At 34.9% G+C, this 16,216-nt stretch carries 12 protein-coding genes; 6 read left to right on the top strand and 6 right to left on the bottom strand.

Translation table 11 applies throughout. From position 1 onward, the window contains the following. Positions 1–49 precede the first annotated feature (49 nt). Positions 50–5,572, bottom strand: coding sequence for an alpha-2-macroglobulin (locus HN014_RS08340; RefSeq protein ID WP_176028428.1), 5,523 nt, complete (start codon positions 5,570–5,572; stop codon positions 50–52). 195 nt (positions 5,573–5,767) lie between these two features. Continuing rightward, a complete protein-coding gene (locus HN014_RS08335) occupies positions 5,768–6,844 on the bottom strand; it encodes an isoaspartyl peptidase/L-asparaginase family protein (RefSeq protein ID WP_176028427.1) in 1,077 nt (358 codons plus the stop codon). A gap of 196 nt (positions 6,845–7,040) precedes the next feature. On the opposite strand from HN014_RS08335, the gene HN014_RS08330 reads away from it, so the two are divergent. The 3 genes from HN014_RS08330 (at position 7,041) to HN014_RS08320 (ending at position 10,485) form a co-directional block, all read left to right on the top strand. Then, positions 7,041–8,117: a PA0069 family radical SAM protein gene (locus HN014_RS08330; RefSeq protein ID WP_176028426.1), complete on the top strand. Its 1,077-nt coding sequence runs from the start codon at positions 7,041–7,043 to the stop codon at positions 8,115–8,117. Positions 8,118–8,166: 49 nt separating this feature from the next. Then, positions 8,167–9,912 (top strand): helix-turn-helix domain-containing protein, encoded by a 1,746-nt coding sequence (locus tag HN014_RS08325; protein WP_176028425.1) that lies wholly within the window; start codon positions 8,167–8,169, stop codon positions 9,910–9,912. 192 nt (positions 9,913–10,104) lie between these two features. Further along, positions 10,105–10,485 carry a hypothetical protein gene (locus HN014_RS08320; RefSeq protein ID WP_176028424.1) on the top strand — a complete coding sequence of 127 codons (381 nt, stop codon included), beginning with the start codon at positions 10,105–10,107 and terminating at the stop codon, positions 10,483–10,485. Positions 10,486–10,631: 146 nt separating this feature from the next. On the opposite strand, the gene HN014_RS08315 is transcribed toward HN014_RS08320, so the two are convergent. The 4 genes from HN014_RS08315 to HN014_RS08300 all read right to left on the bottom strand — a co-directional run bounded on the left by HN014_RS08315 (position 10,632) and on the right by HN014_RS08300 (position 13,644). Then, the gene (locus HN014_RS08315; protein WP_176028423.1) at positions 10,632–11,288 is read right to left on the bottom strand and encodes an HD domain-containing protein; all 657 of its coding nucleotides are present in this window, start codon (positions 11,286–11,288) and stop codon (positions 10,632–10,634) included. Between the two features lie 12 nt (positions 11,289–11,300). Then, entirely contained in the window at positions 11,301–12,296 is a 996-nt protein-coding gene (locus HN014_RS08310; protein ID WP_176028422.1) for an acyl-ACP desaturase, read from the bottom strand. 21 nt (positions 12,297–12,317) lie between these two features. Beyond that, entirely contained in the window at positions 12,318–13,073 is a 756-nt protein-coding gene (locus HN014_RS08305) for a 1-acyl-sn-glycerol-3-phosphate acyltransferase (protein WP_254884116.1), read from the bottom strand. 160 nt (positions 13,074–13,233) lie between these two features. Further along, complete coding sequence (locus HN014_RS08300; protein WP_176028421.1) at positions 13,234–13,644, bottom strand: BrxA/BrxB family bacilliredoxin; 411 nt, start codon at positions 13,642–13,644, stop codon at positions 13,234–13,236. Positions 13,645–14,058: 414 nt separating this feature from the next. Here HN014_RS08300 and HN014_RS08295 point away from each other — a divergent pair, with 414 nt between their 5' ends. The 3 genes from HN014_RS08295 (at position 14,059) to HN014_RS08285 (ending at position 16,213) form a co-directional block, all read left to right on the top strand. Further along, positions 14,059–14,793 carry a DUF6261 family protein gene (locus tag HN014_RS08295; RefSeq protein WP_176028420.1) on the top strand — a complete coding sequence of 245 codons (735 nt, stop codon included), beginning with the start codon at positions 14,059–14,061 and terminating at the stop codon, positions 14,791–14,793. Positions 14,794–15,009: 216 nt separating this feature from the next. Next, positions 15,010–15,744 carry a TerB family tellurite resistance protein gene (locus HN014_RS08290; protein ID WP_176028419.1) on the top strand — a complete coding sequence of 245 codons (735 nt, stop codon included), beginning with the start codon at positions 15,010–15,012 and terminating at the stop codon, positions 15,742–15,744. A gap of 64 nt (positions 15,745–15,808) precedes the next feature. Continuing rightward, complete coding sequence (locus tag HN014_RS08285) at positions 15,809–16,213, top strand: hypothetical protein (RefSeq protein ID WP_176028418.1); 405 nt, start codon at positions 15,809–15,811, stop codon at positions 16,211–16,213. The last annotated feature ends 3 nt before the right edge of the window (positions 16,214–16,216 follow it).

Raw genomic sequence — 16,216 nt, 5'->3', positions numbered from 1 at the left:
AACTTCAATGATTAAAACATCAATAAAAGGAGGCTGAAAATAACTCACTCTACTGAACTACTTCCACCCACTTCCCTTTCGTTCTTGATATATATGAATTATTATACATAGCTTCACTTTGTACTCCAGGTAAATAATATCTCCCTATATAGGATGCATTTAGTAAAATCGTAAATGTTTTACTCTCCTGTGCTTTTAAATCAAAATAAAAATGAACACGATCATCCCGTATATCGGTATAGGTTGCTTCACTTGGTCTAAAAATACCGTACTCAGTAAAACGCGTATTGACAATTTCCCATCCTGAAGGAAACATTTCTGACAAAGCAACATTTGTGATCTCTTCATGAGTCGTATTTGTAATCGTAACTTCTGCAACAAAATCCGTTCCCTGAGACAATTGTTCTACAGCTATATTACTTCCTTTTTTATCTTTGTAATCAATAATTGTTCTTATTTTTTGCTCTAGAACCTTTTCTTTTCCAACCTCCAATACTCCGCTATTTGCTATCTGAACAAACACTGTGTTTTCTCCTGAATTTTTCAATGATAACGCATTCATTTTCTTCAGTTTCATCGCTGGAGTGTTCATCATTGTTTTAGAGGAAGAAATACTATTTGATATCCCATTTAGCACATATTGTGCTTTCACTCCCTTTCCTCCTACGAAAAGCACATATTTAGACATTGCCTGTAACACATAAGCCGTTGTCTGAGTACTCATCCATTCATCAGCACTTAATGCCTGCGCTAGTTGATCTGCAATTTCTTTTGCCCCAATTTTATCTTGTAAAATCATTTTGGTTTCCAGTACCATTGCCTTATTTCTATATTTAGAACCATAGGTATATCTATTATTTTTCTCTTTTTCTTCTTTAGGTTTCTTAACCTCTTTTAAGAGATCTTCTGCTATTACTTTCTGACCTATCAATGCGTAAGCAGCAATTAACCGTATTCCTGCATTATATGATATATTCTTTGTTTCCCGCAATCTATTCATCGAAGCTAAATCCGGTCTGCCGGCTAATGCTAATGTATATAAGCGATATGCCTGCGCTAAATCGTTTCCTCCTCTTCTCCACTGGCGAGCAACTCTTTGTTGATATCGTACCCAGTTATTTTTAAATCCTATCGGTAATACATATCCTTTTTTAGAGGCTTCTAACAGGAAATGTCCTGCATAAGTAGTTCCCCAGTCATTTGCATTTGTCGCACCCGGCCAATAGGACAGTCCCCCATCTGGTCGTATATAACGTTTAATCTTATCAATAGCAGTTTCTACATTTTTTTGAACACGATGTTTCTGATCGGAAGATAAGTCAAAGATATCTCCTACAAACAGCTGAGGAAATACAGAAGATGTTGTCTGTTCTACACATCCATGAGGATATTGGATCAGATATTGTAATCGAGATTCAAAATTCATAGGAGGAATCGAAGAGAACTCCAACACAACTTTATTACTGTCTGCTATTCCAAAAGAAGCAATATCTATTGATTTTTCGCTATTAGGTTCTAATACTACCGAGGTCACTTCCGTGGTTACCGGATTAGGATTCACAATTTTTATTGGAGTATTATAGGATGACTTAGCACCATTTCCTGCTGCTATCACCTCAATATTTGTAGCCCTTACACCAGGCAAGACTTCTATATCGAAATACACCATCTTTTCATCTGGATTAGGGAAAGAGATTTTCTTTGTTGTTTCTCCTACGACTGTAAATCCTGCCTGAGGTTTGATAGAAACCGTTACATCTTTTATTTTGTTTTCCATCGCAAAAACCGTAACTGGAACAGTCACTCTTTCTCCAGGAGTTATTTTTCTTGGAACGGAGGTTAATACCATCAATGGTTTTCTCACCGGAGTAGTTTTTTCTACGCTTCCATATGCAGCATTCTTGGCATCTGATGCAACAACCATTGTTCTTACAGACCCTATATACTTAGGCATTTTGATCGTATGTGTCTTTGTTTTTCCCTTTTCTAGTTCAAAAGGACCTAAATAAACCACCATTGGCTTAAATCGATTTGCCTTTTTAGATTTACTTCCTCCTGCTTCGGCATCTCCTCCAATACTAAAAATCTGATTTATACTCCCCCCGTAAGCTCCTATCACATCATCGTATACATCCCAGGTTTTTACTCCCAGGGCTTCTTTGGCATAGAACGTATCCCATGGATTTGGTGTTTTAAATCGGGTAAGGTCTAATAATCCATCATCGACAATAGCAATAGCATATGTCATTTCCTTTCCTTTTTCTTCTCCTACTTTTACCTCAATCGTTTCTTCAGGTCTTAACACTGATGGCATTTTCAGTGTTGGGACAATTCTGGTAGCAGGATCTTCGACAGCAATTGGTACTACTCCATATAGTCGGATTGGTAAATCATTCTGTGTAAAGGCATGTGGCTGTAATAAGGTTATATGTATATACACATTTGGTGTATAAATAGCTTCTATCGGTAATTCAAATTTTGTTTCTTCTTTCTTAGCAGAAACCCAAAACGAATTAAGAACTTCTGTTCCATTTTCTACAGTTACCAGAGCTCTTCCTCCTAAACTCGATGGGAAAGTAATGGTTGCTTTTTCCCCTACCTTATAAGAATCTTTATCTGTAGAAAATAATAGCATTGTAGCTGCCGAAGGATCATTTTTTCTTGATTTCCCTGCCCATCCCGGCCAATCAATATACATTGTTTTTCCGGTAGCATGCCCTCCTTTAGTATCAACTACTCTAACCAGATAACGACCCCATTCAGGGTATTTCAGCTCAAAATGAAAAGTAGCTTTTCCATTATTTCCCGTTGTCACATTCTTTTTGAAAATCTGCGTATGATAACTACTCCCATTATATGATGACAAGTTATCCTCTGAAGTATCCCACCACCATTTCCAGTTTACTTTATAAATACGCACTTCTAATTCTCTATTCCCTACTATTTTCCCCTTATCATCAACAGAAACTACTTCGAACTTATGTGGTGTATCCGTCAGTAGCATCCCTCTTGCTTTATCTCCTTTTGGCGTATTTAAACCTACATATGCCTCATAAGGAGAAAACTCTTTGGATATTACATCTGTGCTAAAATCTCCTCCATTTTCATACACCTTCGTCACAAAAGAAGCATTTAATTTTCCTGCTGCTTTTTTATGTAAAACCGGTCTCAAATCAAATGAGGCTTTTCCTTCGGATGAAATATTGCCCTTAAAAACTTCTTGCTCCTCCGTTCCGAATTCTCTCGTAGGGTCATCGAATACATAACCAGGAAATGTCGAAAAATTAGTTTTTTTAGCTGAAAAACGTGCAGTAACATCAGCTTTCAGATTTCTAGCAACCGCTCCATGTAACCAAAGCACTTCTACCCCTCCTTTTATTAAGGTATTATTCTTTAATACCTCATTCTCAAAAGTAGTTTTGATCTTTAGTCTGTTGGGTTTTATGGTTTCAATCTTTAACTGCTTATTAAAACTGGCTCCACCTACCGCTATTTTGGCATTCCAGTTTCCTGTAGGGTCTTCTTCGGAAGTAATAATTTCAAAAGCATAGAAATTATTGACTCCTGTTGTTTTTGTTTCTTGATGTACTAACTTCCCATATGGATCTCTAAGTTCCAGTTTTACCGGGTGATTTTCCGGTAGCTTATTCGCATTATCATTCAACATAAACGAGAGAAAGATTGTATCCCCAGGTCTCCACACTCCTCGCTCTCCATATATAAATCCTTTTATTCCTTTTTTCAGCTTTGCTCCAGCAACATCAAACTTACTCACTGATAACGCATTACCATCATTAAGTTTGACATAGGTTTGTTGCTTTCCAGAGGTTACAATAGCAAAAAAGGCAGCAGATTCTGCATCTATGATTACCATTCCCTCTGCATCTGTAGTTCCGACTGCAACCTCTTGTTGCTGATAATTGAATAATTGTACTTTGGCGTTAGAAATAGGATTTGTAGTAATAATATCATTTACTGCGATCATACATGAGTTATTCGCCCCTTTTTTGACAACAACTCCCAAATTAGAAGCCAGTATATTCGCTCCTACTTTTTTATCATAATAGTATGAATTCGTACATGGATCATTTCTATCCCTCCAGTTGTAATCATAATTATAATCATAATAATACTGTGCACTATCCCAATAGCTGGATTCTTTGTTCTCTTCATCAAAATTATCTTCCAACTCTTTTAATGGACTTGTATCTACAACACCATTACATTTGTATAATGAATATTCTTTTTTATAGGTTAGTTCTACCCTGTAAACAGCTCCTAAATCCGGAACGATTAATTCCTTTAGGTCAATTGCAAACGCATTCCATTTGCTTAGATTCTTAGTCTTGTTATTTTGAAGATTAATGAGTTTTCTTGCTATTGGTCTTCCCACACTACGAATATCACTAGCTCCCCCCAGGTTATTGCTTTGCAAAAACTGAAGTACATTATTTTTATAGATTTTTACAACTTCAACCTCTACAGCTCTCAGATTTATCGCTTCAAAATTAAACTTCAGATCGTCCGATGTTGGAAGAATTACCCCACTTTGTAATAACCGAAGTTCTGGATTGGGTTGCTGAAAAGAAACTCGCTGCTTATAGGTTTCTTTGATTTTATACCCATCTTCACTTTTTATCCCTTGAAAAACCATCACTTCTAACATTCCCACCGGATCACTCTTTGGATATACCTTAAGAATATTTCTATCTACAGTATATCTCAAATTTTTAACTCCAGAAATTGTAACCAGTCCATTGAAGTTTTGATTTTTTTGTAAAGGGTCAGAAAAATTAATTTCAATATATTTTTCTTCAGTATCTGCTATATCCACTGCTAAAACAGAAAAGTTATCCTTCCCAGGAATCTTTATCAGGTCTTCTCCTTCTGAATCAATATTAAACGAATCCCCAGACCACACTAACTTTACTTCAGAATCCTTATCGAATCGCTGAATACTATCAATTCGAAAAACGAATTCCCTTCCTAACACAGCCTGATCTTCAAAATCTATTGACAATTGTTTTCCTTTCTGAGAGGCGTTTACTAATTGCCTCACTGTCTCTATTTGCAATTGATCACTGGAAGTGATGGTTCCCTCGACATATTGCCATTTTTTATCATATGATTGTATGTGATCTGTAAACACAGAAAATTGCTGCTCCAAAGTTCGTACTCCAAAAACAAAATCATTACTTAGATCTTCTGTTACCTGAACTCCCAGTTTTTCTAAATCCAACGTAAATGTGTAGAAAGTGTCTTGTGCTAGTTTTTCTTCTGGCTCAAAAGAAAGTGTTCTATTGTTTACTGCTATTAATTTCCCTTTAACAGCTGGAGATATTTCTATAATATCATTTGATAATTCCTGATGATCACTCCAACCTGCTATCGGATTTTGCAATATTACCTGTATCTTATCATAAGCTGATATCACTCCTGTTGATACCTGAGAAATATACTCCTCATACTTATGGGGTTCACTAAGGTTTTCTATTTTCTTCTGATCGCTATTCTTACAAGAAATAAGTAAGACTAACGCAATTAAAAAAGCGTTAATTTGTTTACAATTCATCTGGATGGACTTTAGTTGTTTTCGGATCTGTAAAATTAACCAATAAAATACGAATTATATCACTGAAAACAGTGGTTTTGCTACTTTTATTAAATAAAAAAGATCTCCTCAAAAGGAGATCTTCAAAAAGCATCTTATCAAACTTTTTCTATTGTAATACATCCCTGTAAGAACTTAGTTCTACAGAGGGTTATTTTACTCTTCTTTATAAATTCCTACGGTAACATCTCCTTTTGCATTCATTGCCGCTCTGTACATCCCTGCTGTATTGAATTCCATAGCTATATTTCCTTCATGATCTATTGCGACGATACCTCCATCTCCACCAAGGTCTTTCACCTTTTTCTGTATGACCAGACTTGCCGCTTCTTTTAATGACATTCCTTTATAATCCATTAAAGCGGAAATATCATGTGCAACCATAGCTCGTATAAAATACTCCCCCCATCCTGTACTAGACACTGCACATGTTTTATTATTCGCATATGTTCCTGCTCCGATGATTGGAGAATCTCCTATACGATTCCATTTTTTATTTGTCATTCCACCCGTAGATGTTCCTGCCGCAAGGTTCCCGTTTTTATCAAGAGCAACACAACCTACAGTTCCGAATTTCGAATCTTTTATCGTTGCATCATAAAAGGCTGTCTTTTTTCCGGCTGTCTTTTGCGCTTCTCTTTCTTTTACACGCTTCAATGTATTCATTCTTGCCTCGGTATAAAAATAAGAAGGGTCTACAATCTCTATCCCTCTCTCCTTTGCAAATTGCTCTGCTCCTTTTCCAGACAACAATACATGTGGAGAATTTGTCATTACTTGTCTAGCCAGATTTATCGGGTTCTTTACAGTCGTTACCCCTGCAACAGCTCCTGCGTTTAGTGTAGCCCCATCCATTACAGACGCATCCATTTCATTCGTTTCATGATGGGTAAAAACAGCTCCTTTTCCTGCGTTAAACAAAGGAGAATCTTCCAAAATATTAATCGTTTTTTCTATCGCTTCCAGACTGGTTCCCCCTTCTTTAAGAATTGCATGCCCAACTCGAACAGCTTCTTCCAATTTGGCTTTATACTCCGCTTCTTTTTCTGGAGTCATATTTTTCTTAAGTATGGTTCCTGCTCCCCCGTGAATTACAATTCCAAAATTCTCTCCCGTTTGTTTTTTTACCGGTTCTTCTACACTCGCTTTTGTGTCTTTTTGAACTTCTTCTTTTACTTCTTTTTTGCAAGAAAAAAGTAGTGTCAGTCCTACTAATAAAAATAGCTGTTTCATCCTGATATGTGTTTCTTTATTACTGTAATGATTTATGGATTATCAAAATCTTATTAGGAGTAAAAATATTGTTTTTTCTATAATCTACCTATTCCACAATTATCCATATACATATTTATTCTTAATACAATAATTGGATTTATTCCTATTTTATTAGTATTTATTCCAAAATATATTGTATTTTGCTCATAAAAAATTGAAGTCAAAAAACTACATAAAAGGAAGGGGAGCACAAGAAAACATCAACAATTCTTTTTTTTCACACACTCATGAGGTCAGAGATGATTTCCTAAATTATTGCTTCCATGAAGGAGAACACATCAGAAAAAAAGAAACATCCTTTATAAATGTATTCCCAAAAACAATCGTAAATAAGGTAAAAAGCCCGGATGTAGGCATGTATTATTCATTAAATCCATACCAAGGCTGTGAGCATGGATGCGTATATTGTTATGCCAGAAACTCCCATGAATATTGGGGATATGGAGCTGGGTTAGATTTTGAGAATACAATTTTAATTAAGAAAAATGCTCCGGTCTTATTAGAAAAAAAACTAAGAAGCAAACACTGGTCAGCCTCGCCTATTTCCTTATCAGGGAATACGGATTGCTATCAACCAATAGAGAAAAAACTACAAATTACCAGAAGGCTTCTCTCTTTATTTTTAAAATACAAACACCCGGTTACAATTATTACCAAAAACGCACTCATTCTTCGAGACCTGGATATTTTATCACAATTAGCAAAAGACAATCTCATTGCCGTTATGATTTCTATTACTTCTCTGGAAGAAAAAACCCGAAGAATTCTGGAACCCAGGACTTCCAGTATAAAAAAAAGATTAGAAACTGTAGAGGCACTAAATAAAGCTCTTGTTCCCACCAATGTAATGATGGCTCCAATTATCCCCTCAATCAATAGTCATGAAATCTTACCTCTGACCAAAGAAGTTGCTTCCCGGGGAGCTCAAAGTATTGGATACACTGTGGTTCGATTAAACGGGGCCATCGGGCAGATATTTACCACCTGGTTAGAAAACACTCTTCCTGACAAAAAAGACAAAATATTGCACCAAATTGAAGAATGTCACCTGGGAAAGCTCAATGACAGTACTTTTGGTCATCGTATGAAAGGTTCCGGGAAAATTGCAGAGCAAATCCATCAACTCTTCGCAATCGCCCGAAAAAAATACTTTCCTGTAGACAATGAAGCGATACTTCTTAATTGTGAATTGCATCAGCAGTATAAAGATGGACAATATCGATTGTTTTAAAGTTTTTAAGTACATTTGAATACAGCAACCGTTTTATCTACATTACTTCATGAGTACGTTTCGAGTACTATTTTTTTTCTTATTTGCTATTCAATCTACAATAGCACAGTATGATGCTATTACATCTAATAAAACGATCGAAAACTTGCTGCATAGCATACGGTCTCTAGAAGAAAGTGAAGTTGACGAAATAACGTCATTGAGTAAATTACTCTATAAAACTGCTTTCGAAAAAAAAGACACCGACAATATGATTATTGCTATGCAATACCTAAGTACTGCAGCACTAAACTCTGGTGAAAACAAGCTTGCTATACAATACATTGATAATGCAATTAATATTGCCAGAGACAATGAATTAAAACCTCAAATATTAATCAATTTAATCACACTTAAGGGGAATCATTATTTCGATATCGAAGAGTATGATCATGCTACTACCATTTATTACGAGGCATTATCAATAGCCAAAAAAACAGAAGACACTTTTCTATCATGGGCTTTAAATGCTAATCTTCAGTTTATAAAATTACGTACAGGAGATGCCCATGGTGCGCTGGAAGGACTACAGCAAAGCGAACAAACGATTCCCAATATCAGACCACGCTTAAAAAAACGAAATTTAGCACTTGTCCTTGCTAGAAAAAGCGAAGCTTATATCCTATTGAATCAACTGGATAATGCTTTACTAACTAACAACAGAGGAATCGCTATCGCTAAAGAAATTAAAAACTACAACATTCATATAGATCTTTTAATGCATAGAGGTCTTATTTATATGAAGAAAAAAGCCTATCCAAAGGCATTGACCTTCTTAAAACAGGCAAAAGAGTTATCTCATGAGGCGAATGACATTGTTTTTTTAGGGAAAATATTAAATTTTACTGCTGAATGTTTTTACGAATCGCGAGATTACCAAAAAAGTATTGCTTCACTAGAAGAAGCCTTACCTCTCCTAACAAAAAAATACCGGAATTCCGATGAGCTTAGCAAATGCTACAAACTATTAGGAATGGCTCATAAAAAGAGTGAAAACATCGAAAAATCAAACACTTATTACGAGCTGTATATCTTAAGTCTAAGTAAATTAAACAATAAAAAATCTACCGTTTCTCAAAAATTACGAGAAGCAACTATTGCAGGATATGAGGGGCAAATAAATTCGCTTCAGCAACAAAAAAAACAACAGCAAAACAGACGTACTTACTCTGAAATCGCTTTAGCCATTGCAGGAGCAGGTTTACTGACATTTTCTTTCTTTTTTATTCATATAAAGAAAAGAAACCAAAAGAAATTTAATGCATTACTTTCCAGAATAGAACAACAAGAGGCTATTCGAGTTCACAAGAACGACCAAATAGAAAGCACCTCAAAACAGATTGAAAAATCCTCCTTAACAGAATCCCATGATATTAATGAGAGCTTGCATAAAAACATTTTGAAAGGGTTGGAAAAATTAGAACAACAAGAATATTTTTTGAATACGGATTGTAACCTATACAATGTCGCTAAGAAGATAAACACAAATACTTCTTATTTATCTAAGGTTATCAATACTCATTTTGACAAAAATTTTCATGCATACATAAATGACTTACGAATTAATTATGCTATTCTCCGTTTAAAAAACGATCCAAAATTCAGATTATTTTCGATTAAATCTATTGCTAAGGAAGTAGGATATAAAAGTTCAGATTCTTTCTCTAAGTATTTTAAAATTCACACAGGACTTCTTCCATCTTTTTATATTAAAAAACTGAAATCTCAGGACAAAACTTCTCAAAAAACACCCTAAATTCATAAAAATAGGACTGATAGCTTCTTTCTTCTCATTCCGAAACAAATAAAACACAAAACACTTATAACCAATATCTTAATACCTTAAAAAGCACCCGTTTTTCATAAAAAGAGGGAAGCTTTTCTTGTATATAGCATATAAATGGAGGTACTTTGCTATTGTAAAAATTTCTGATCAAAAAAACCATTGATGAAACAGCAGATCGCTTTATTTATTTTAGGTGCCATCGTAGGAGGAGCAATTATCTTCTCTACTCTATCCAATAAAAAAGAAGATAAATCGACTGCTATATTAAACGTTTTGGAATCCTATTGTGATTGTGAAGAGATCCAACAACTAATCTACATCAAAGGATTAGAATCTACTGAAAAGGGAAGTTCTACAGAAAGTGCTGAATACGAATTAAAAAATTGCCAGTATTCGGATTTAAAAAAAGAAACAAAAAGAATCAATCAGTTACTTATAAAGAAAGTGACAGATTACAAAGACATCGATCGGTTTACGCTTTCATTCGTGAATCAACGAGAAACAAAGCTAGTAACAATTTATAACGGAAAAATTAATTACTGAATCATGGTAGCATTACTAAAACTCCTATTAAACTTCATTTTAAGTTATTTTATCATTCTAATAAACTTTGCTATTAGCTTTTTTAGCTAAAAAGGCATGCCCAATCAAAAAACGAACTTTCCAATCATATGAAGGTAGGAGCTGAATTAACTCCTACCTTCCCACTCATTATAAAATTGTGCTAAAAATTGCTCCATAAACTCATGCCTCTGAGCTGCAATTTTTTTTCCTGTTTCTGTATTCATACGATCTTTGAGCAACAACAGTTTTTCATAAAAATGATTAATAGTAGGAGCTGTTGATGCTTTGTATTCTTCTTTGGTCATGGACAGATTTGGTAAGATTTCAGGATTGTACAAAGCCCTGTTCTTATACCCTCCATAATTAAAACACCTGGCAATTCCAACCGCTCCAATTGCATCTAATCTATCTGCATCCTGAACGACTAAAAGCTCTGGTGAAGAAAAACTTCGTTTTACATTTCCTCCTTTAAACGAAATATTCTCAATAATCTTAACTACATGATCTATTGTCTGAGAATTAACCTGTTGCTTCAATAAAAAATTTCTAGCTATTTCTGGTCCAATTTCTTCATTCCCGTTATGGAATTTTGAATCAGCTATATCATGTAATAACGCAGAGAGGCTTACGACCTCCAAATTTACATTTTCGCCTTTAGCAATTAGCAAACTAGTATTATAAACCCTCTCTATATGAAACCAATCATGTCCCCCCTCTGCCTCTTTTAATTCTTCTTTGACAAAAGTAATTGTATTCGAAACAACAAGATCGAAGGCACTCATAGTATTTATTTTTTATTTAGCCAAAGCCGGAGCTACCCAGTTAAACTGAAAAACTTCATTAGGGATTACCAATCGCTCATTAATTCGCTTCATTCTCGCCGGTAATTTCATCACATAATCACGTGCTCTTTCTGCTTCGTCAGTTAAGTCGACTAGTTTGTCTATTTCCCATCTGCTTATCAATCGTTCCATTATATCTATATAATCCTGAGAAGTATACACACCTATTCGCTGTGCTGCCCATGAAAACTCTTCGAATGCTGTTCCTATAGACTGACCCGACTCTCTCAAGAAATGAGCAGGCATTATGATTTTCTTTTTCATCATATCACAAAAAGCAACCATCATCTGGCTGGGATCAACCTCAAAAATGCTTTTTACAAACTCGCTATATGCGTTATGGTGTCTCATCTCGTCTCCTGCAATAATTCTACACATTTTTGATAAAGACTTATTAGAATATTGTTTTGCAAGTTTTGCTACTCGATTATGAGAAATGTACGTTGCTAATTCCTGAAAACTTGTATAGACAAAGTTCTTATACGGATCCCTATCAGTTCCTATATCAAACCCGTCATTAATCAGGTGGTGGGTTGTCCTTTCTACTTCGATCATATTCACCCTTCCGGATAAATACAAATACTTATTTAGCACATCTCCATGCCTATTTTCTTCTCCTGACCAATATCGCACCCATCTGGACCATCCATTACCTCCTTCTTGCTGATTAATTCCTTCCACATCCATTAACCAGGACTCATACGTAGGCAACGCCTCTTCTGTTATGGTATCACCTACTAAAACTACCCAAAAATCATATGGTAATTCCTTCGCCAATTCTCTTAATTCTTTTACCTCATCAAAAAACGTATCTTCGTTTTGTGAGTCAGGTAAAAAGTCTGTCGGCTGCCAAATCTTTTCTACCGGAATAAGAAACTTATCTATAAAAGAATCAATTTTCTTTTCCAGTAATTGCATTACTTCTAATCTAATATTATCTAACGCCATAATAATATAACTTTTGTTTACTTATCGTATTCCTTCCACAACTCGTTGCTCTAAGGTCTCTATCAAGACATCTGTCTTGGTTGTTTTGATCTCTAATGGTTCATGTACTTCTAATGATAAATGAAGCCCTATTCCCATCGGAAAATTACCATAACGTACCAATTTCCAACTATTATTTATCGTCACAGGTACAGCAACTGCATCGGGAGCATATTTAAATAAAATTTTTAATCCTGTTTCAGCAAATTTTCTCGGTTTACCATTTCGACTTCTTGTTCCTTCAGGAAAAATAACCGCCGAAAATGTATGTTCGGAAATGAATTTTCCGAATTTTGATAAAGCCGGGATCGACTGTTTCGGATTCTTTCTATCAATTAACACATTCCCCCCGTGTTTAAGATTAAAAGAAATACTAGGAATTCCTTTTCCTAATTCGATTTTAGAGATAAATTTTGGTTTCCATTGTCTCATATACCAAGAGATTAATGGGATATCAAACATGCTTTGATGATTAGAAACTATTATTAAAGGACGATCATCAGGAAGTTTATGTTTGTTTTTAAAACTAAACTTTACTCCTAAAAAATGAAGACAACGAAGTATTGCTAAATTCATAATATTAACAACTCCTCTGTGGCCTTTGACTCCTCCTAATTTTAAACCAAGCCATTGCAATGGATGGAACACCAATAATGTCAATCCAAAAAGTAACAAAAAAACAGCACTTAACGGATAAGATATGATCTTTTTTATTAACTCCATAAACGTATACATCATTGACAAAAAACTGTTTAGAGATGCAAGCAGTTTGTTTATCAAAAATTATCAATTAAAAACGCTGCAAGGTCTGATATTATTTTTAGGAAACCAATAGTTTCCTAAAATAAAAACCGTTTGATAAACAAACGGTTTTATATTTTATCTGCTAAAAAAATCATTAGCAGTGCTCGTTATATGCATCTTTTAGATTTTCTGCAATCATATCAGCTGGTCTTCCCTCTATATGATGACGCTCTAACATATGCACTAGTTCTCCATCTTTAAATAAAGCCATAGAAGGAGAGGATGGAGGAAACGGAATCATATATTCTCTGGCTTTGTTGGTGGCATCTTTATCAACCCCTGCAAAAACCGTCACCAAATGGTCTGGTTTTTTTCCATTATCTAAAGAAGCTTTCGCTCCTGGCCTAGCATTTGCCGCTGCACATCCACATACTGAATTTACAACAACCAATGTAGTTCCTTCTCTATCTATTGCCTTATCAACAGCTTCTGTTGTATGTAATTCTTCGAATCCGATATTCGTAAGATCTTCTCGCATTGGCTTCACTAAATCTGCTGGATACATATTCTATTGTTTTGTTTTTCTATTTTTCTTGGTAAAGATACAAATAATGTACCACACCCTTACTTTCATGACAAGTCGTCTGCTATCATGAAATAAAGCAATTATTACTATTGTAAAAACTGTCATAATTTACGCAACACGCCATCTCTTCCCATCCTAAATAGACAACTATTCTTATCCCAAAAGCAGCCCCCTTCTTAAAAGTAAAAAAATCTTCCTACTTATAAAAAAGTGTTATTTGTTTTGTGGTTTTCATCGTTAAGAATGGTCTTACAACGAATGTAAAGTCAATTTAACCTTCCAAAATGTTTATTCAAAAAGGGTATTTTGTATTTTAGGTAATAAGATGAATTACAAACCAATACATTCTCGTTCATCTACCCGTTTATTGTACAAACTTAAAACCATTATTAAATGAATTCACCCTATTTACACCGTTATAGAAACGGAGAATATCTACAATACATGAAAGATATTCTAGAATTAGTTAACGAGCAAGACACAAATGCTTTACAACTAACAAATTATGTAAATAATTTATTACCCTTAATAGACAAGATAGAAATTGCTTTTTTAAAAAGTCAAGGAAACGGATTGACCAAAGATATCCTTGCCCTTGACGAACGAAGGGACAGAGCTATTGTCGGCTTACGAGGTTTAACCGATAGTTATAAATATCATTTTGACAAGAAAATCTCAAAAGCAGCGACAGCTCTACACGACAATATTATCTTACACGGAAACAATATACAACGCATGAGCTTTCAAGAAGAAACCACTGTTCTCAATAGCATTATTACTGACTGGGAAAGAGAGGAAGATCTCATTGCTGCTGTACAAGTTCTAAAGCTGGGAGATTGGCTTTCTGATCTAAAAAGTACAAATATTGATTTTTCTACCAAATATATTGACCGTGTTGGCTCTGCTGCTGTGAACTCTTCTTCTAACATCTCCAAATTGAGAGAAAAAGCAACCAATGCGTACAAACATCTCGTATCCCGTATTCATGCAGGTTCAACTCTTGCTATCTCTCCTGAATATGACATCTTATTAGATCAGATGAATATTCTTGCCGGACAATACAACTTTGTTGTAGACAACAGAACCGGTCTTAAAAAAAAATCAACAAACCCCTCTACAGAATCTTAATATCTATTCGAAAATACTATTACTTACAAGCAACCATATTTTACAAAAACACTAATTTGCTTTAAGAGGTAGGTTAGTGTTTTTTTCTCTTATTAAAAAACCGAAACTTCCTTACAATGTAACAAAAACATCAATCTTTCTACCTATTCTACAAAGTAGCACTATCCTTCACTGGAAAAAATACTACTATCTTTACACTCGAAAAAATACCAATGTATGTTTAAATGGATTACTGCCTTTGCAGGATATGCTTTCTTTAATTTCCCAGGAGCCATATTGGGGTTTATCATCGGTAGTCTTATTGACGCTGTTACAGGAAAAAACAGTGCGACTATAAAACAAGTGTTCTCTAATGAGACAACCGTAAGTCCCGGAGATTTTGAATTAAACTTACTATCTCTTTGTTCTATTGTGATTAAAGCTGATGGAAAAGTAAATCAAACAGAGCTTGATTATGTTCGTCAATATTTTGTCAATGCCTATGGAAAAGAAAGAGCGAATGCGACATTCAGAACGTTTAATGATGTTATCAAAAAAAGGGAGGTCTCTGCACAGCGAATCTGCCTATACCTTTCTCATAAAACCCGGTATGCTTCTAGATTACAAATTGTTCATTTTTTATTTGGCATTGCTAATGCAGACGGACATGTCAGTAGTGCAGAAGCCGAAGAAATTCGTAAAATAGCTGGTTTTCTAAGAATAAGTGCAAATGATTTTGAAAGTATTAAAGCTATGTTTTTCAAAACTGAAGATCATGCATATAAAATTCTGGAGATAGACAAGAATGCCTCGGAGGCAGAAATAAAAAAAGCATTTCGTACGATGGCAAAAAAATATCATCCCGACAAAGTACAACATTTGGATCCGGTACACATAAAAGGAGCCGAAGAAAAGTTCAGACAAGTACAAATGGCTTATGATCAAATTCGAAAAGAAAGAGGTATAAAATAAAATCTGCCGGAGAAACAGCTCCTCTTTTTTATGTATCTTGTAGCAACTAACAATTATAAATGGTATGCTTCGCTACTTGCTATTAATGATCGCTTTGCTATTTATGCATTCCTGCAAAGCTCAAAATACCGCTATTAATCGGCAAACAGAACTATACATTGGGCAATCACTGGATTTTGATAATACCATTATCACCCTCATCGATGTCAAAAATGACTCCAGATGCCCTTCAGATCTGACATGCATGTGGTCTGGAAGTGTTCTAGCAATTATATCCATCCAAAAAACAGGTACCCCTACTGTTACAAAAGAACTTACATTTGGTGTTAATAATATCAACCCTAAAAACCCTGCTTCTTTATTCCAAACTAAGGACAAGACCATTATCACTCATACCATAAAACCATACCCTTCTTCTAAAAAGACTTTTCATAAAAAAGACTATTACATAGAAGTATTAACACAATAAAAA

The sequence above is a fragment of the Aquimarina sp. TRL1 genome, assembly GCF_013365535.1.
Classification (GTDB): Bacteria; Bacteroidota; Bacteroidia; order Flavobacteriales; family Flavobacteriaceae; genus Aquimarina; species Aquimarina hainanensis.
Note: the sequence above shows the minus strand (reverse complement) of the source record. Positions and strands in the feature narration are given on the sequence as shown.